Source organism: Priestia sp. MDV22-iso46, assembly GCF_058629175.1.
In genome coordinates this window covers 2,135,701-2,152,146 of the sequence record NZ_JBZVWT010000001.1, presented here as the reverse complement: position 1 = coordinate 2,152,146, position 16,446 = coordinate 2,135,701, and the positions used below count along the sequence as shown (strand labels likewise).

The 16,446-nt window shown below is 37.7% G+C and carries 17 protein-coding genes, 1 pseudogene and 1 riboswitch; of the genes and pseudogenes, 15 read left to right on the top strand and 3 right to left on the bottom strand.

Features of this window, described 5'->3' with window-relative positions; translation table 11 throughout:
- The first annotated feature begins 166 nt into the window (after nucleotides 1-166).
- Genes yknW through AC4NPH_RS10910 form a run of 4 tightly spaced genes read left to right on the top strand, consistent with a single transcriptional unit; the run spans nucleotide 167 to nucleotide 3,863 of the window.
- A complete protein-coding gene (gene yknW, locus AC4NPH_RS10925; protein ID WP_053486862.1) occupies nucleotides 167-853 on the top strand; it encodes a YknW family membrane protein in 687 nt (228 codons plus the stop codon).
- Nucleotides 854-1,984, top strand: coding sequence for an efflux RND transporter periplasmic adaptor subunit (locus tag AC4NPH_RS10920; protein WP_097813378.1), 1,131 nt, complete (start codon nucleotides 854-856; stop codon nucleotides 1,982-1,984). It begins immediately after the preceding gene.
- Complete coding sequence (locus tag AC4NPH_RS10915) at nucleotides 1,981-2,670, top strand: ABC transporter ATP-binding protein (protein ID WP_013055527.1); 690 nt, start codon at nucleotides 1,981-1,983, stop codon at nucleotides 2,668-2,670. Before AC4NPH_RS10920 ends, AC4NPH_RS10915 begins: the two co-directional genes overlap by 4 nt.
- Nucleotides 2,667-3,863, top strand: a complete 1,197-nt coding sequence (locus AC4NPH_RS10910) for an ABC transporter permease (RefSeq protein WP_097813377.1) — start codon at nucleotides 2,667-2,669, stop codon at nucleotides 3,861-3,863. Before AC4NPH_RS10915 ends, AC4NPH_RS10910 begins: the two co-directional genes overlap by 4 nt.
- 69 nt (nucleotides 3,864-3,932) lie before the next feature.
- Here AC4NPH_RS10910 and AC4NPH_RS10905 read toward each other — a convergent pair whose 3' ends face one another.
- Complete coding sequence (locus tag AC4NPH_RS10905) at nucleotides 3,933-4,919, bottom strand: S8 family peptidase (RefSeq protein ID WP_097813376.1); 987 nt, start codon at nucleotides 4,917-4,919, stop codon at nucleotides 3,933-3,935.
- Nucleotides 4,920-5,272: 353 nt separating this feature from the next.
- Between AC4NPH_RS10905 and folP the strand changes: the two genes are divergently transcribed.
- The 3 genes and pseudogenes from folP (at nucleotide 5,273) to AC4NPH_RS10890 (ending at nucleotide 7,266) form a co-directional block, all read left to right on the top strand.
- Nucleotides 5,273-6,121, top strand: a complete 849-nt coding sequence (gene folP / locus AC4NPH_RS10900) for a dihydropteroate synthase (RefSeq protein ID WP_013055530.1) — start codon at nucleotides 5,273-5,275, stop codon at nucleotides 6,119-6,121.
- Nucleotides 6,122-6,239: 118 nt separating this feature from the next.
- Nucleotides 6,240-6,701: pseudogene (locus tag AC4NPH_RS10895) on the top strand (alcohol dehydrogenase catalytic domain-containing protein); the annotation flags it as partial.
- Between the two features lie 370 nt (nucleotides 6,702-7,071).
- Nucleotides 7,072-7,266, top strand: coding sequence for a hypothetical protein (locus AC4NPH_RS10890; protein ID WP_013055532.1), 195 nt, complete (start codon nucleotides 7,072-7,074; stop codon nucleotides 7,264-7,266).
- Nucleotides 7,267-7,292: 26 nt separating this feature from the next.
- On the opposite strand, the gene liaG is transcribed toward AC4NPH_RS10890, so the two are convergent.
- The gene (gene liaG / locus AC4NPH_RS10885) at nucleotides 7,293-8,162 is read right to left on the bottom strand and encodes a LiaG family protein (RefSeq protein WP_063670593.1); all 870 of its coding nucleotides are present in this window, start codon (nucleotides 8,160-8,162) and stop codon (nucleotides 7,293-7,295) included.
- A 387-nt stretch (nucleotides 8,163-8,549) separates the two neighbouring features.
- Nucleotides 8,550-8,651, top strand: a riboswitch (purine riboswitch).
- A gap of 138 nt (nucleotides 8,652-8,789) precedes the next feature.
- Here liaG and AC4NPH_RS10880 point away from each other — a divergent pair.
- From AC4NPH_RS10880 to AC4NPH_RS10855, 6 genes are all read left to right on the top strand, one after another.
- Entirely contained in the window at nucleotides 8,790-9,983 is a 1,194-nt protein-coding gene (locus AC4NPH_RS10880; protein ID WP_013055534.1) for a NupC/NupG family nucleoside CNT transporter, read from the top strand.
- Nucleotides 9,984-10,299: 316 nt separating this feature from the next.
- On the top strand, nucleotides 10,300-11,736 hold the full coding sequence (locus tag AC4NPH_RS10875) for an amino acid permease (protein ID WP_013055535.1): 1,437 nt from the start codon (nucleotides 10,300-10,302) through the stop codon (nucleotides 11,734-11,736).
- Between the two features lie 137 nt (nucleotides 11,737-11,873).
- Nucleotides 11,874-12,437, top strand: a complete 564-nt coding sequence (locus tag AC4NPH_RS10870) for a biotin transporter BioY (protein ID WP_057274358.1) — start codon at nucleotides 11,874-11,876, stop codon at nucleotides 12,435-12,437.
- Nucleotides 12,438-12,469: 32 nt separating this feature from the next.
- Nucleotides 12,470-13,192 carry a dethiobiotin synthase gene (gene bioD / locus AC4NPH_RS10865; RefSeq protein ID WP_013055537.1) on the top strand — a complete coding sequence of 241 codons (723 nt, stop codon included), beginning with the start codon at nucleotides 12,470-12,472 and terminating at the stop codon, nucleotides 13,190-13,192.
- Nucleotides 13,173-14,546: an adenosylmethionine--8-amino-7-oxononanoate transaminase gene (gene bioA, locus AC4NPH_RS10860; RefSeq protein WP_013055538.1), complete on the top strand. Its 1,374-nt coding sequence runs from the start codon at nucleotides 13,173-13,175 to the stop codon at nucleotides 14,544-14,546. Before bioD ends, bioA begins: the two co-directional genes overlap by 20 nt.
- A 121-nt stretch (nucleotides 14,547-14,667) precedes the next feature.
- Entirely contained in the window at nucleotides 14,668-14,802 is a 135-nt protein-coding gene (locus AC4NPH_RS10855) for a hypothetical protein (protein ID WP_255256008.1), read from the top strand.
- A gap of 81 nt (nucleotides 14,803-14,883) precedes the next feature.
- Here the strand turns inward: AC4NPH_RS10855 and AC4NPH_RS10850 are convergent, their stop codons facing one another.
- Nucleotides 14,884-15,066, bottom strand: coding sequence for a YolD-like family protein (locus AC4NPH_RS10850; protein WP_013081858.1), 183 nt, complete (start codon nucleotides 15,064-15,066; stop codon nucleotides 14,884-14,886).
- Nucleotides 15,067-15,442: 376 nt separating this feature from the next.
- On the opposite strand from AC4NPH_RS10850, the gene AC4NPH_RS10845 reads away from it, so the two are divergent.
- On the top strand, nucleotides 15,443-16,108 hold the full coding sequence (locus tag AC4NPH_RS10845) for a TerC family protein (RefSeq protein WP_013055539.1): 666 nt from the start codon (nucleotides 15,443-15,445) through the stop codon (nucleotides 16,106-16,108).
- 131 nt (nucleotides 16,109-16,239) lie between these two features.
- Nucleotides 16,240-16,377 carry a hypothetical protein gene (locus tag AC4NPH_RS10840; RefSeq protein WP_013055540.1) on the top strand — a complete coding sequence of 46 codons (138 nt, stop codon included), beginning with the start codon at nucleotides 16,240-16,242 and terminating at the stop codon, nucleotides 16,375-16,377.
- The last annotated feature ends 69 nt before the right edge of the window (nucleotides 16,378-16,446 follow it).

The window sequence follows — 16,446 nt, the reverse complement described above, 5'->3', positions numbered from 1 at the left end:
AAAATATAAAATGTAAGAAAAATGTAAATTTATTTGTATAATTATGTTAGAATATTAGGTGTTTGAGAGTTTCTTAGAGAGAGCCGATTTTGCTAGAAGACTTTAAAAAATAGTAAAAGACGGGTCTTAAGAGCTAATAACGAAACAAAATAAAAGGAGTTTGATTATGAGCACAGAAGTCAATGTATCTTCGGAAGTCCAAGAGAAAGGAAAGCCTTCTATTTTTGGTTTTATTACGAGTCCGGTTGTACAGTTTGAGAAAATGAAAAGCAGCCCGGTCATCTGGGGACCTCTTTTTCTTATCCTCATCTTAACAGCTGCAACAACGATTCTAGCCGTCTATACCCCTCAGGGACAAGAAGCGCTGCAACAGCAAAAAGAAGCTGGCATTGAAGTGAATTCAACATATAGTATGATTGGCGGAGCGATTGGAGGAGTTATTGCAGTAGTTGCTACACTGGCATTCACAAGTTTGATTCTGTTTTTAATTGCAAAGTTAGGGACTGGAAAAACAACTTACCGCCAAATGTTTAGTTTGAATTTGTTTGTTACGTTCATCACAGCAATCGGTCAGCTAATTAATACGGGAGTAGCTGCACTAGCCCATACTTCAGCTAATGTGACTTCGTTAAATGGAATGGTTGGTGCTAAAGGTGCTATGGGAGGAGTATTTACTTCCATTGAAATCTTTTCTATCTGGGGACTTATTCTGACAGCAGTAGGACTACAAAAAGTGGCAAATGTATCAAAAGCTGCTTCTATTATTACAGTAATTATTTTATTCATCTTAGGAGCCGCTATTTCAGGAGTTGGAGGAGCTGCTTCAGAAGCGCTTAAAGGAGCAGGGTTGTAAATGAAAAAAGGAATAATTATTACAGCTGTAGCAGTTGTTATTGTTGCGGTTATTGGGATTAACGTATATCGTGCACAAAGTGTAAGTGGGAAAGCAGTCAATGTTCACGTAGCAAATATAAAGGAAAAAAAGTTAAGAAATACAGTTATGGTTCCGGGTACGTTAAAGCTTGCTGATGAACAATATGTCTATTTTGATGCTGAAAAAGGCGAGGTTGAACGATTTCACGTAACAGAAGGCTCTCGTGTACAGCAGGGCACCTCTCTTGTAACATACGAGAGCGATGCGCTTGATTTAGAGCAAGAACAAAACAATCTAGAAAAAAAATCCAGTCAGCTGCAAATTGAATCAGTAAGTAAACAGCTTTCTAATTTAAATAAAAAACAAAAAGAATTGGAAAAAGAAATGAGTAAGCAAGAAGCGAGAGATCAAATTGATACAGAGCGTACGCAGCTCAATCTCGATTTAGAAACGGCTAAAATTGATTTAGAACGAAACAAACTAGAAGCCAAATCAATTGCTAAAAAAGAACGTAATTTAGACGTAGCGAGTGATATTAATGGGACGGTGCTAGAAGTAGATAAAGAAGCGGTTAATAACACAAGTGACGTTCAAAAACCGCTTATACATATTGGTAATACCGATGAATACTTAGCTACTGGCGTGCTGTCTGAGTATGATGCATTAAAAATTAAAACCGGTCAAGCTGTTAAAATTACATCAGATGTGCTGCCTGATAAAGAATGGGCAGGGAGCGTCAAACAAATTGACTATCTACCTCAGCAGCAGGCATCAGCAGAAGCGGGCAATGATGCGGCTAATCAATATCCAATTGAAGTAAAAGTAGATGACCAGGATATCACGATGATTAAGCCGGGATTTAAGTTGCTGCTTGAAATTGAAACAAGCAGTAAAAAAGCTTCATCTTTGCCGATAAAAGCAGTTGTAAATGAAGACGGAGAAAAATATGTATATGTAGTGAAAGATAAAAAGGCGGTTCGTAAGGAAGTAAAGATTGGAGAAACAACAAATAAATTTATTGAAATCAAAAGCGGCGTATCTTCTAAAGACAAAGTCATTACAAATCCTACAAAGAACTTAACTGACGGTGCGGAAGTGACTGTTCAATGATTGAGCTTGTGAATATTCATAAAAGTTATCATCTTGGCAAAGAGGAAGTGCTAATTTTAAAAGATATTAATTTGAAGATTTATGACGGTGAATTTGTTGCGATTATGGGACCTTCTGGCTCAGGTAAATCAACGCTAATGAACATTATCGGATGTTTAGACCGTGCGTCTTCAGGGTCCTATTTATTAAATGAACAAGAAATCTCTACTTATAGTGATGAGCAGCTTGCAAAAGTAAGGAATATTCATATCGGTTTTGTTTTTCAGCAATTTCAGCTGTTGCCGCGTTTAACAGCGGTAGAAAACGTAGAGCTTCCAATGGTATACGCCGGTGTAACGCGTAAGGAAAGACGAGCCAGAGCAGAAGCTGCGCTTGAAAAAGTAGGGCTGAGTGAGCGGATGAAACATTTACCGAGCGAGTTATCAGGAGGGCAAAAGCAGCGTGTTGCTATTGCTCGTTCTATTGTTAATAATCCGACGCTTATTTTAGCGGATGAACCAACAGGAGCTCTAGATACAAAAACAAGTGCTGATATTATGGAACAATTTTCTAAACTTAATGCAGATGGCACAACAGTGGTAGTCATTACCCATGAACCTGAAGTGGCAGAATACACATCGCGTACAGTTATCGTTCGTGACGGTAAAGTGCTAAGTCATAGCGATAAGGAGAACGATAGCTTATGAGTTTGATAGAAAATATTCGTATGGCTCTCTCTTCGGTTCTTGCTCATAAAATGCGCTCTATTTTGACGATGCTTGGTATTATCATTGGCGTAGCGGCTGTTATTATCGTTGTAGCCATTGGTCAAGGCGGAGAACAAATGATTAAGTCGGAAATAACAGGAGCAAGCAATACAGTTGATGTATACTATCAGCCTCCTGAAGACGAGATGCAAGCTGATGACCTTTCAATGACGGGTGAGCCCATCTTTACAGAGGATGATATTAAAGCTCTTTCGACTATTCCCGGAGTGAAGAATGTGGTGGCTTCTAGCTCAATGGGAATGGGGATAAGATATAGAGACAAGGAATCTGATACGACTGTTAATGCTATTAACGAAGGATATATTGAAGTTAATCAGCTGGAAGTTTCAAAAGGAAGAATGTTAGACAGCTCTGACTTTTTATCAGGTAATCGAGTAGGTGTTATCACAAGCGATATGAAAAAAGAGCTATTTGATAAAAAAGAAGCTCTTGGGCAAGTAGTATGGATTCAAGGACAGCCTATCAAAATTATTGGTGTCACAAAAAAGGCAACGGGCTTTTTAGCATTTGAAATACCGACCATTTATATTCCGAATAATACGTATAAATCAAGCTTCGGTAAGCTCGATTACACCAACCTTAGTGTTCAAGCAAAAAGCTCTGATCAACTAAAAAAAGTAGGCAATGACGCAACGGATTTGTTAAATAATTTGCATGATGCGGAAGATGCTTACCAAGTGCAGAACTTAGAAGAAATAGCAGATAGCATTGGAAATGTAACGCGAATTATGACAACGATTATTGGATCGATTGCAGGCATTTCACTGCTTGTTGGCGGGATTGGCGTTATGAACATTATGCTGGTTTCTGTAACGGAACGTACAAGAGAAATTGGTATTCGTAAAGCGTTGGGAGCATCTAAAAGACAAATTCTAACTCAGTTTTTGATTGAATCCATTACCCTCACGTTAATTGGTGGTTTGCTTGGAATTGGCCTCGGCGCGGGCGGGGCAGCTCTTGTTTCGTTATTTGCTGGCTGGCCGTCATTAATTTCGTGGCAAGTAGTACTTGGAGGAGTGTTGTTTTCCATGACGATTGGCATTGTATTCGGCATGCTTCCTGCAAACAAAGCGGCAAAGCTAGATCCAATCGAAGCATTAAGATATGAATAAAGACATGCGTTCGCATGTCTTTATTTCAATTTAACGAGAACCAAGAAGATTTCTCGTTTTTCTTATTTATTACTTACTAGGACTGATGCGGGCTACGTTAATAATATCATGTATTTTTTCTACCAAATCGAGCATGAGAAATCCGTTTCCTTCAGAGCTTTTTCGATATCCTAGAGGAAGCGTCCTTTTTACAAGTTGAGCATAGATTTCAGCTTCAATTAAAGACCGGCCAAATTCCTTCTCACATAAGTTAATCAATAGAGCTAAAGCTCCAGCCACGTGGGGAGTTGCCATTGAAGTTCCTGAAAGAGTAGCATATTTACCTTCTAAAAAAGTAGAGATGATGTTAACTCCGGGTGCGACTAAGTCTACTTCTTCATTGACATTGGTAAAAGGAGCTAAACTTAAGCTGATGTCTACAGCTCCTACTTGAATGACTTCGTTATAACTTCCCGGATATGAATATTCAAAGGTTTCTTCACGGTCATCACCTTCATTTCCAGCTGCAACAACAACAGAAACGTCTTTATTCACAGCGTTTTGAACAGCTTCGTGAAGTTCTGGAACGTCCTGTGGTCCGCCGAGTGACATGGAAATAACTCGTGCTCGTTCATTGTTAGGGCCCCGCCATTCGACGGCGTAGTTAATAGCGTCAATAATCCATTCGTAATTTCCGGATCCTTCACTGGTAAGTACTTTTAAGCTGAGAATTTTTGCTTTGGGTGCCACTCCTACTACCCCTTCATTGTTGAGCGCAGCAGCAATGGTACCAGACACGTGAGTACCGTGCCCATTATTATCTTCAAATACAGAAGAATCTCCGTTATGATCCGAAGTGAAGTTTCTTCCTCCGATAATACAATCTTTTAAGTCAGGATGATTTGTGTCAACACCAGTGTCGATAACTGCAATTACAATGCCTTCTCCTTGATTGCTTTGTTCCCAAATAGCAGGTGCTTGAATTAAGCTTACTCCTTTAGGCGTTTCGTTTGTTGAGTCGATAATCGACTCAATTGTATAAGGAATTAATTTGACTTGTAATGGTTGTTGAGTCATAGTCATCCTCCTTAAAATGAATTCCATAAAAATGGAATTTGCTTAATTATAAATTCCCAACTATTGCTATAAATTAAACGCTTTTCATGCGAATCCTTTCTTTTTGAATAAAAAGACTCACAAAAGATGTGAGAAGAGGAAAAAAGACCCTAAAGACAAGCCCGATAGAGATTTTTAATGTTATCTGTGTATTCACTTTTAATGTTTATCTCACACTATAGAAGAAAGAAACTCCAAGAAAAATCACATAGGACTGGTGACTTTTGATATAATTACGAACGGTATGACATTCTCAAAATACATGATATTTATAAATATACATCAATTTGCAAATTACGAAGGGGCTGAGGATAGTGTCAACTTTAACGTCTCAATCCGTCATTAAATGCGGAAAGTATGAACTTAATTATGCAGACCGTACGCTTATTATGGGGATTTTAAACGTAAACCCGGATTCATTTTCAGATGGCGGAAAATACTACGATGTAGATAAAGCGGTTGCTCATGCTGAGGAAATGGTGAAGCAAGGAGCAGACATCATTGATATCGGGGGAGAATCAACTCGTCCTGGTTATACAAGAATTAGCGATGAAGAAGAGATTAAACGGATTGTGCCTGTTATTTCTGAAGTGGCTAAGCGCGTAGAGGTGCCGATTTCTGTAGATACATACAAGTCGGAAGTGGCCAAGCATGCGCTAAAAGCAGGAGCACATATTATTAACGATATATGGGGCGCAAAGGCTGATCCCAAAATGGCTCAAGTTGCAGCTGACTATAATGTTCCTATTATTTTAATGCATAACCGTCATGAGCCCAATTATACAAATCTGATTACAGATATGATAAGTGATTTGGAAGAAAGCATATCAATTGCAAAAGCTGCAGGAGTTCGAGATGATCAAATTATTTTAGATCCAGGCATTGGCTTTGGAAAAACGGCTGCGCATAATGTAGAAGCGATTCAGCATCTAGATCAGCTGACAAAGATGGGCTATCCTGTGCTGCTTGCTACTTCTCGTAAAGGATTTATTGGGCAAATAGTCGATGCTCCTCCTACGGAAAGAATGGAAGGAACTGCAGCTACTGTATATGCAGGTATTGCACAAGGCGTTCAAATGGTTCGAGTTCATGACGTATTAGAAATCAAGCGCTTTGTAAAGATGGCAGATGTACTGGTAGGAAAACATTTATTTCAGTTTTAATAATCATTTAAGCAGACGCGTAAGCGCTGCTTTTTTATTTTCCTTGATTTCTCCGGATAGAATACATGTCTTTAGATAAATTCAAGTAATATGAAGGTTGTAAAAATGGAGGGTGAAAATGAGAGCGGTAACGTATCAAGGGCCTAATCAGGTAAAAGTAGCAGAAGTAGAAGATGCGAAGTTAGAGAAGAAAGATGACATTGTCATTAAAATAACGTCAACGGCTATTTGTGGTTCTGATCTGCATTTATATCAAGGAAGCATGCCATTGCCTCACGGTTATATTATTGGTCATGAACCAATGGGGATTGTGGAAGAAGTAGGACCGGATGTTACAAAAGTAAAAAAAGGAGATCGCGTTATTATTCCGTTTAACGTAGCATGCGGACAGTGTGCATACTGTAAGGATGATTTAACGAGCCAATGTGATAATTCTAATCCACATTACGATTCTGGCGGCTATTTCGGTTATACTGAAAAGTTTGGAAATCATCCAGGAGGTCAAGCTGAATATTTAAAAGTGCCATTTGGGAATTTTACACCATTTGTCATTCCGGTTATGCCGAAATTGTATGATCAAATTGTAAAAGGAGAATTCGATCCAAAAGAAATTATTACTCATAAAGTCGCTTTAGAAGACGCAGCTGATGCCTACAAAATCTTTAATGATCATCAAGATAACTGCATTAAAGTCATTTTAAAACCTTAAAATGCCATTTCTATTAGGTGAAGATTCCTGAGCAGTGAAGCTCGGGAATTTTTTATGTATGTAAAGTGGTGGAGGAAAATAATGCACAATTGGATGGTTGATTTTACATAATTTAGCTTTATGATAGAAAGAGAAGATATAACGCTTTCATATTCTGATTAAATCGTGCTGCTTAAAATGAAATAAATAACATCATGGTATTCAGTCTTATTCAATCACCGAAATATGGAGGAGAGAATGAATGAAATTAGCATTGCTTCTTGTCATTATTATCGGCGTTGCTGCCCTTGCAGGTACGATCAGTGCTGCAAAGAAAGTAGATGAAGATTACGGAAAATCTAAAAAGAAAAGTATAGTGAATTTATCTATTATTTACGGAGTCGTATTCATAGGATCAATCGTAGGAGTAGCGTGGTATATTGCAGTGAGACCATAAATAAAACGAACACTTCCGTGTTCGTTTTATTTTGATTTTAACGTTAATTCTCCGTTTGAAACAGCTACATCAATAGGATATTTTCCATTTCCATGCTTTCCTTTTAATACATCTTCTGTTACGGTTGCATTGCTTAACTTAAAGTCATTGTTTATATCACCGCTGCTTACTTTTCCATTCACTTTAAAACCAGCGCTTTTCGGAAGAACCAGCACGGCATCTCCAGATCCTACATCTACAGAAACGGCCTCTTCTAGCTTTTTAAAATCCATATAAAGATCACCAGATCCAATGCGCGCCTGAAGTTTTCCTTTATAGTTTGTTCCTTTAATTTCCCCAGAGCCTACAGCAAATTTAGCCGTTTGGCTTTCAACATCACTCAGCTGTAAATCTCCAGAATTGACATCCGTGCGAAGAGAGGTGCTAATCAAGTTTGAAATACTTGCATTTCCAGAACCTACTTTAATCGAAACATCTTTCAGCTGAAGCGCTTGCTCAGGCTGTGCAGCAACTTGAAGGTCCCCAGAACCTACCGTAAGCGCAAGGTTGTGGTGATAATCTCTAGGAATGTAGATTGTCACTTTTGTGTTTGAAAAAATAGAAAGCCATTGAAAAGGACTTTTTTGATAAGTGACGACTAGGGTGTCTCCATTTTGCTTTACATCTACTTTTCCTTTCCCTTCTACTTTTGTTTTAATATCTTGACGATCTTGCGGCACGACAGTTGTACTAATGCTTGGAGAGTCAATTTGAATATGCTGAATATCACTTGATAACGCTGCTTCAGACTTGGACGTCTTGAATGAACTTAACGACCAAGAGGAAGGTGCAAACGCAGTAGAAAAGAGGACTGCCGTACCACCTATCACTAAAATAAAAGCCAATATTTTTTTCACGTTATAACCCGCTTTCTACCTAAATTAAATTTGTTTTCTTCTACCATAAAGTGTAAATTGAAAAGCGGTTAATTTCAACGAACAGCAGGATTATTTTTTTCTACGCCTCAAGTCGTAAAAACGAAACATTTTTTTGAGGAATTAAATGAAAAGCGAAGTAGATATTTAAACATACTCATCAAAGAATCAATTTCTTTGCTTCAAAAATAGGAAAATAATTGAGTTAAAAGAACGATTAAATTCACTTTTTTTGTGTGATTTTGGGATAAGTAGTTCAAAAGAAGTGATAAATAAATAGAATTTTCATACCAATTTTATTATTCCGAAAAACTTTTAAAGTGTTGATTATTAAAAAAATAAAGGGTAGAATTTGTTCATATCAATTGAATACAGCTAAGATTACGATCTTGTATATTATCAGTAATATGGTCTGATAGTCTCTACCTAGTAACCGTAAAAAACTAGACTACAAGAAAGTTTGGATATAAGCAGCAAAAAGAAGGGCGTATTATCATAGATACAGCCTTCTTTCAAAGCTCTTACTTTTCATACTTTCTGTTATTGTCAGAATTTATGAAAAGTAAGAGCTTTTTTTGGTTTTCAAATACACACCTGGGAGTGGCTTGCATGTACTTTTTATTAAATTTATTAGGCGTTTTTGTAGTAATGGGTGTCGTCTTCTTATGTTCTCCTAAAAAGAAAGAAATAAAGTGGCGTCCTATTGCTTCACTGTTGGTCGTTGAAGTGCTCATTACTTGGTTTATGTTAGGAACTTCAATCGGAACATGGATCATTAATAAAATTGCTTCGTTCTTTACTTGGCTAATTTCCTGTGCTAACGATGGAATTGCTTTTGCGTTCCCATCCGTAATGGGAAATGAAACGGTTGACTTTTTCTTCAGTGCATTACTGCCTATCATCTTTGTCGTGACATTTTTTGATATTTTATCTTACTTTGGTATTTTAACGTGGATTATCGATAAAGTAGGCTGGGTCATTTCGAAAGTTTCTCGTTTGCCTAAATTAGAAAGCTTTTTCGCTATTCAAATGATGTTTTTAGGAAACACGGAAGCATTGGCTGTTATTCGTAATCAACTTTCTGTGTTAAAAGACAACCGTTTGCTTACGTTTGGAATTATGAGTATGAGCAGTATTAGCGGATCTATTATCGGTGCTTATTTAACGATGGTTCCCGCTACGTACGTGTTTACAGCAATTCCACTGAACTGTTTAAACGCGCTTATTTTAGTGAGCTTATTGAATCCAGTTCATGTTACAAAAGAAGAAGATATGATTTACGTACCGCCAAAGTCGGAGAAAAAAGACTTTTTCTCTACCATTTCAAACAGTATGTTAGTCGGAATGAACATGGTTATTGTTATTTTAGCGATGGTTATTGGATATGTAGCTCTTACATCTGCGCTTAACGGTATTTTAGGCGTTATCGTAGACGGCTTGACTGTACAAAAGATTTTCTCTTATATCTTTAGTCCATTCGCATTCTTACTAGGGCTCACGGGGCATGATGCAATGTACGTAGCTCAGCTGATGGGTATCAAGCTAGCAACAAATGAATTCGTCGCGATGATGGATTTGAAGAAAAATCTAGATACACTTCCACCGCATACGATTGCAGTTGCTACAACATTCTTAACATCTTTTGCTAACTTCAGTACGGTGGGTATGATTTATGGAACGTATAATTCTACGTTATCAGAAGGTAAATCAACGATTATTGGAAAAAACGTATGGAAACTGCTTGTGAGCGGTATCGCTGTTTCATTATTAAGTGCTATGATTGTTGGATTGTTTGTTTGGTAAAAAGTGTGAAAAAGCTGTGCTTTCGTCTTCGAAAGCACAGCTTTTTTCTTGTTGCATCCTCTATTCATTTGAAGAAAAGCGGTTATGAATATCAACAGTAAAAGAAAATTACACTATTCAAGAAAAATTCATTTTACTTTTGCAGAAAAACATTTTAAATCTAGTGAGCATTATGTTAAGATTACAAAAGGCTGTTTCATTTAAATTGAGAACACCGCATAAATATGTAAGTAAATATGCATAGAAAACAAAGGTTTATTAATTTTTTTCTAGGTAATATCTCGTAATAAATAGGTTGAAAGGAAATGTCGTTAATATGATAGAAGGACAACAGCAAACAAATGAATTAAAAAAGACGATGAAAAGCAGACATTTGTTTATGATTTCGCTCGGCGGGGTTATCGGTACCGGTTTCTTTTTAGGAACAGGATACACGATTAGCCAAGCAGGAGCGATTGGAGCTATCCTTTCGTTTATCGTAGGTGGCTTCATTATGTACTTAACAATGCTTTGCTTGGGGGAACTTGCAGTAGCAATGCCAGTTTCCGGTTCGTTTCAGACATATACAACAAAATTTATTGGCCCTGGTGTTGGTTTCGCTTTTGGATGGTTATATTGGTTGGGCTGGGCTGTAACGGTTGCATTAGAATTTTTGTCAGCAGGTCAGCTCATGCAAAGATGGTTTCCTGATTCTCCTGTATGGATCTGGTGTGCTATATTTGCACTTTTATTATTCTCATTAAATGCACTGTCAGCTAAAGCGTTTGGTGAAGCGGAGTTTTGGTTTGCCAGCATTAAAGTGTTAGCTATTATTTTATTTATCGTGCTTGGTGGAGCTGCTATGTTTGGTTTTCTTCCATTAAGTAATGGAGACAGCGCACCGCTTTTCTCTAATTATACGGCTCACGGCGTGTTTCCTCACGGAATTAGTGCCGTGTTGATTACCATGATTACAGTTAATTTTTCATTCCAAGGCACGGAGCTTATTGGTGTAGCGGCTGGGGAAAGTGAAAACCCAGACAAGACTGTACCAAGAGCAATTAAACAAACGGTATGGAGAACGCTTGTATTTTTTGTACTAGCTGTAGCTGTCTTAGCGGGTATGATTCCGCTTGAAAAAGCAGGCGTAGTTGAGAGTCCATTTGTTGTTGTATTTGACCAAATTGGTATTCCATATGCAGCAGATATTATGAACTTTGTTATCCTAACGGCACTGTTATCTGTAGCTAACTCAGGTCTTTATGCAGCAACGCGTATGCTGTATTCATTGTCAAAAGATAACATGGCAAGTTCAGCTTTCATGAAAGTAAATAAACGCGGTGTGCCGATGAATGCCCTGCTTTTAACATTAGGCATTGCGCTTTTATCTTTACTTTCAGGATTCTTTGCTCAAGAAACAGTATTTGTATGGCTCATTTCTGCAGCGGGTTTAGGTGCACAAATCGGCTGGATTACGATTGCTGCATCACTGCTTGCATTTAGAAAAAGATATATCAATCAAGGAGGGCAAATCGAGGATTTAAAATTTAAAGTCCCTCTTTACCCGGTATTACCTTTAATCGCATTAGTATTAAATACAATCGTATTGGGAAGCATGGCATTTGATGCAGAACAGCGAATGGCACTGTATGTTGGTATTCCACTAGCGCTGCTGTTTTATGCTTATTATCATGCCCGTGTAAAAAAGAAAGTTGATTTATCTATCAGCCGTCAAGAAGTGCAGCTTAAAGACGACAAAAAAGTAATTTTATAAAAATCAAAAAGACGCAAAAGCCCAGGTTTTTGCGTCTTTTTTTATTATTTATTTGTAAACTTAAAATAAAATTAAGTTGACAAATAAAAAGAAATTATTGCAAACTTAAAGCAACGAAAAGAGAAAGGAGGGTAAATATGAAACCGAAAACAATGGCGTATGTTTCCTTATTTGCAGCTTTAACGGCGATCGGTGCATTTATAAAAATTCCTATTCCCTACATACCGTTTACTCTTCAAATTGTTCCTGTTTATTTAGCCGGTGCGCTGCTAGGTCCGCGTTTAGGCTTGTATAGTCAGCTATGCTACATAGGTATTGGGTTAATCGGTGTTCCGGTTTTTGCAGAAGGAGGAGGTTTAGGGTATATCTTCAAACCAACGTTTGGCTATTTAATTGGCTATGCTGCAGGTTCATTTATGAACGGCTATCTTATTCAAAAATATGACTTAAAGAAACCCTTTTCTATCTTTTCAGCTAATTTATCTACGTTAGCTATTGTGTACGCAGTCGGCTGCTTCTGGCTTTACGGAGCAATGAAATGGATAATTGAAAAGCCTCTTTCACTGAGTGATACACTTCTTTTTGGAGCTGTTTTGCCAATGCCTGGAGATCTTTTATTGTGTATTTTATGTTCAGTGCTGATTCACCGAATGCAGCCTCAATTTAGTCGTTTGTCATCAAAGCGGGTTAAAGCAGGGTAACTAAGACATAGAAAAAAAGGAGAAAAAAGAAAATGGGCAAAGCGTATTTTATTACAGGAACTGGAACAGATATTGGAAAAACCCTGGTTACAAGTATTTTGTATAAAGTACTTGGTCGTCTAGGAATAAAAACGACAATTTGCAAACCATTTCAAACCGGCTACCAAGACGAAATTGGAGGTTATCCGGATATTCATTGGTTTGAAACAAGGCTCGGAGTAGCAGATACGGGTATTTATCAGTTAAAGCCGGAGACGTCTCCTCATTTGGCTATTGCACTGAGCAACAAGCAAGTAGAGCCTTCAATCGTCTTAAAACGCATTAATGAATTAAAAAAGAAATTTGATGTAGTGCTCGTGGAAGGAGCGGGAGGTCTTGCCGTACCTTTAATTGAGGAAGAAACAACATTCTATATGACAAAAGATTTGATCATAGATGCACAAATGCCGGTTATTGCTGTTGGAACAACGGGGTTAGGAGCCATTCACGACGCGCTTTCTACCTTTTCATATGCAAGTGAGCATCACCTTAAAATCAACGGACTCATTTTTAATCGTTTTAATCACAGCAGTATCATTCATAATGATAATGTTCGAACGATTGAAAAGCTGCTTCAAATATCATCTTTAATGACCGTTCCAGTATTCACACATATCGATGAAGAGTTAGATGCATATATTGAGAAAATGATGAGGCAAAAAAGTGTTATTCAACATATTCAGGAGGTGTTTGACTGTGCCGTATCAAAAAGCTGAGCTGGAGAAATGGGATAAAGAATATGTATGGCATCCGTTTACACAAATGAAAGCTTACCGTCAATCGAATCCTCTTATTATTGAAAGAGGAGAAGGAAGCTATTTATATGATGTAGAGGGAAACAAATATTTAGATGGATACGCTTCTCTATGGGTGAACGTGCATGGACATAATGATCCGGAATTAAATACAGCTTTACATATACAAGTGGAAAAATTAGCGCATTCTACGCTGCTTGGATCCGCAAACGTTCCATCCATTTTGTTAGCCAAAAAGCTAGCGGAAATTACTCCTGACAGCTTATCGAAAGTCTTCTACTCTGATACAGGCTCCGCCGCTGTCGAAATTGCGTTGAAAATTGCCTATCAATATTGGCAAAATCTCGACTCTGTAAAGTACAAAAACAAAAGTAAATTTATCTCATTGAATGAGGCATATCACGGAGATACAATTGGGGCAGTCAGTGTGGGAGGCATGGATTTATTTCATCGCATCTTTAAGCCTTTGCTGTTTGAACGAATTCCCACACCTTCTCCTTATACTTACCGTATGGAAGGATTCGAAACGGAAGAGCAAGCTTCAGCTTACTGTATTCACCAGCTAGAGAAGCTCTTGCAGAACAAAGGAGAAGAAGTAGCCGGTTTGATTATTGAACCGCTTGTGCAAGGAGCAGCGGGTATTATTACACATCCTCCTGGTTTTTTAAAACAAGTAGAGCGTTTGTGTAAAGCGTATGGGGTATTGCTGATTTGTGACGAAGTAGCCGTTGGATTTGGACGAACAGGAACGCTGTTTGCATGTGAGCAAGAAGATGTTGTACCGGATATTATGTGTGTAGGAAAAGGGATAACAGGAGGGTATATGCCGCTTGCTGCTACGTTAACAACCGAACAGATATTTAATGCTTTTTTAGCTCATCCAGATGAAAATAAAACCTTCTTTCATGGACATACGTATACGGGAAATCAATTAGCCTGTGCAGTAGCGCTTAGAAATATTGAACTGATAGAAGAAAGAGAGTTAATCCGTAGTGTAAAAGAAAAGGCAAAAGTTTTTAAACGTTATCTATTAAAGCTTTATGAACTGCCTAACGTGGGAGACATTAGACAAAGAGGATTAATGGCAGGAATCGAAGTTGTGAAAGACCGCCAAACAAAATCTGTTTTTGAAGATAAAAAAGTGATGGGAGACATTATTTTAGCGGCTCGCCAAAAAGGTTTAATTATTAGAGAACTAGGTCCTGTGGTTACAATGATGCCTATTCTTTCAATGACGGACGAAGAATTAAAAAGAATGGTTGAAATTGTATATGAATCAATTAAAGAAGTAATCGCACGCTATAAAGTGAGCTAAATAAAAAGAGGGTAGGACAAAAGTATTTTATTTAATTGAAAGAAGATCCGAACGATGAATCGTTCGGATCTTTTTATGGTTATGATAACGTGAATTTACTCTATTTAGCTGCTTCTAGCGGTTGATTGGAAGGCAAGGCGAAGGCTCCTGCGGGAAAAGCGGAACAGGTGAGAACCCGCAGGAGCGTAAGCAGCGAGAAGGCTCAACGGCCGCCCGCGGAAAGCGAAGTCTTGCACGGAAATCAACCGCGGTGTAACAAGCAGTCCAGATCATTTGTCCAATTTGTACGTCTTTAGATGGGGTTGGTGTAGTTATGTCTAAATCTCTTCTTTTTTTATCAATAAATATTTTTAATACTTGATAGGCGAAGTGATCGTACATGCTGATTTTCATCTTTTAATAGAAGAGTTTGTTCAAGTAAGTTTAAGTTTTGAATATAACCTTTTACCGTTTGAACAAAACCGTTGTTTTGATAGTTAATAGTTAATAATTTATTTGTTTTTAGCGCTTTTAAAATCATACCTATTTTCTCCCTTCTTATGTCGTAGCGGTCGAAAAACTACAAAATAACGAAGAAGCATTGGAGGCTTGTATTATTTATAAAAATTACTCTATTTTTTATAAATGCTCTCCTGCTACTAATAGTAGAGGGTGATGGTGAAAAACAGATGAAAGATAAAGGATAAGGTTTGATTTATTGTAATGAACTGACTTTTCCTTTACAAATCCCTATTTCAAATTTCTTTTTAGTGATAAAATACTGTTAGTGAAATAACTACTTCTCTTCATTAAAGGGTAAGAACGGGTTATATTGATAGAGTTTTAGTTCTCTATTTCTAGTAATGAAAAAAGAGATAGAGAAATAGACTAATAAAAATCAATCAAGGAGTTTTTTTATGGATCAGAGTTTTATTTTAAATCTTTTAGAAATTTTACTGATTAACATTGTACTGAGTGGCGATAACGCAGTCGTGATTGCTTTAGCTTGTCGGAATCTTCCGGACGAGCATCGAAACAAAGCGGTTGTTTTCGGTACATTAGGAGCGGTTGTATTACGTGTAGGGCTAACGTTTGTCGCTGTATATTTATTAACAATCCCATTTTTAAATTTCATCGGAGGCCTGCTTCTTCTATGGATTGCGATTAGTCTTTTAAAAGGTGAAGATGACGGAGATATTAAAGCGAATTCAACTCTAGCAGGTGCTATTAAAACAATTATTATAGCGGATCTTGTTATGAGTTTAGATAACGTAGTAGCGGTTGCGGGTGCGGCTAACGGCAATATTCTACTCATTATCCTTGGTCTTGTTATCAGCATTCCGTTAATCATTTGGGGAAGTCAGCTTTTAATGAAAATCATGGAAAAATTCCCGATTATCATCATTGCCGGAGCAGCGCTTCTTGGCTATACTGCTGGTGAAATGATTTTTAAAGACAAAGCGGTGGGACATGTATTAGAAGGATTAAATCCGCATTTGCATATGATTGTTCCTATTTTGTTAGCTATTTTAGTTGTTGTTGTTGGGAAACTTAGCGGACGTTCTAAAAAAGAAACGCATTAATCCTAAAAAAGAGGTTGGGACAAAAGTATTTGATGAAGTGAAAAACGAACCACTAATCAAAATGTTTGATTAGTGGTTCGTTTTTTTGTTGTGGTGAACGTAGGCTTCCTTTGTTTAGATCCTTCTAGCAGTTGATTGGAGGACAAGGCGAAGACTCCTGCGGGAAAAGCGGAAGGGATGAGACCCCGCAGGAGCGTACGCGACGAGGAGGCTCATCGGCCGCCCGCGGAAAGCGAAGTCTTGTACGGAAATCAACTGCGGTGTCATAAGCGGTTCAGCTCATGTATCCCATTTATTCGTCTTTAGATTGGATTCATTTCGCTATGTCTCAACCTCTT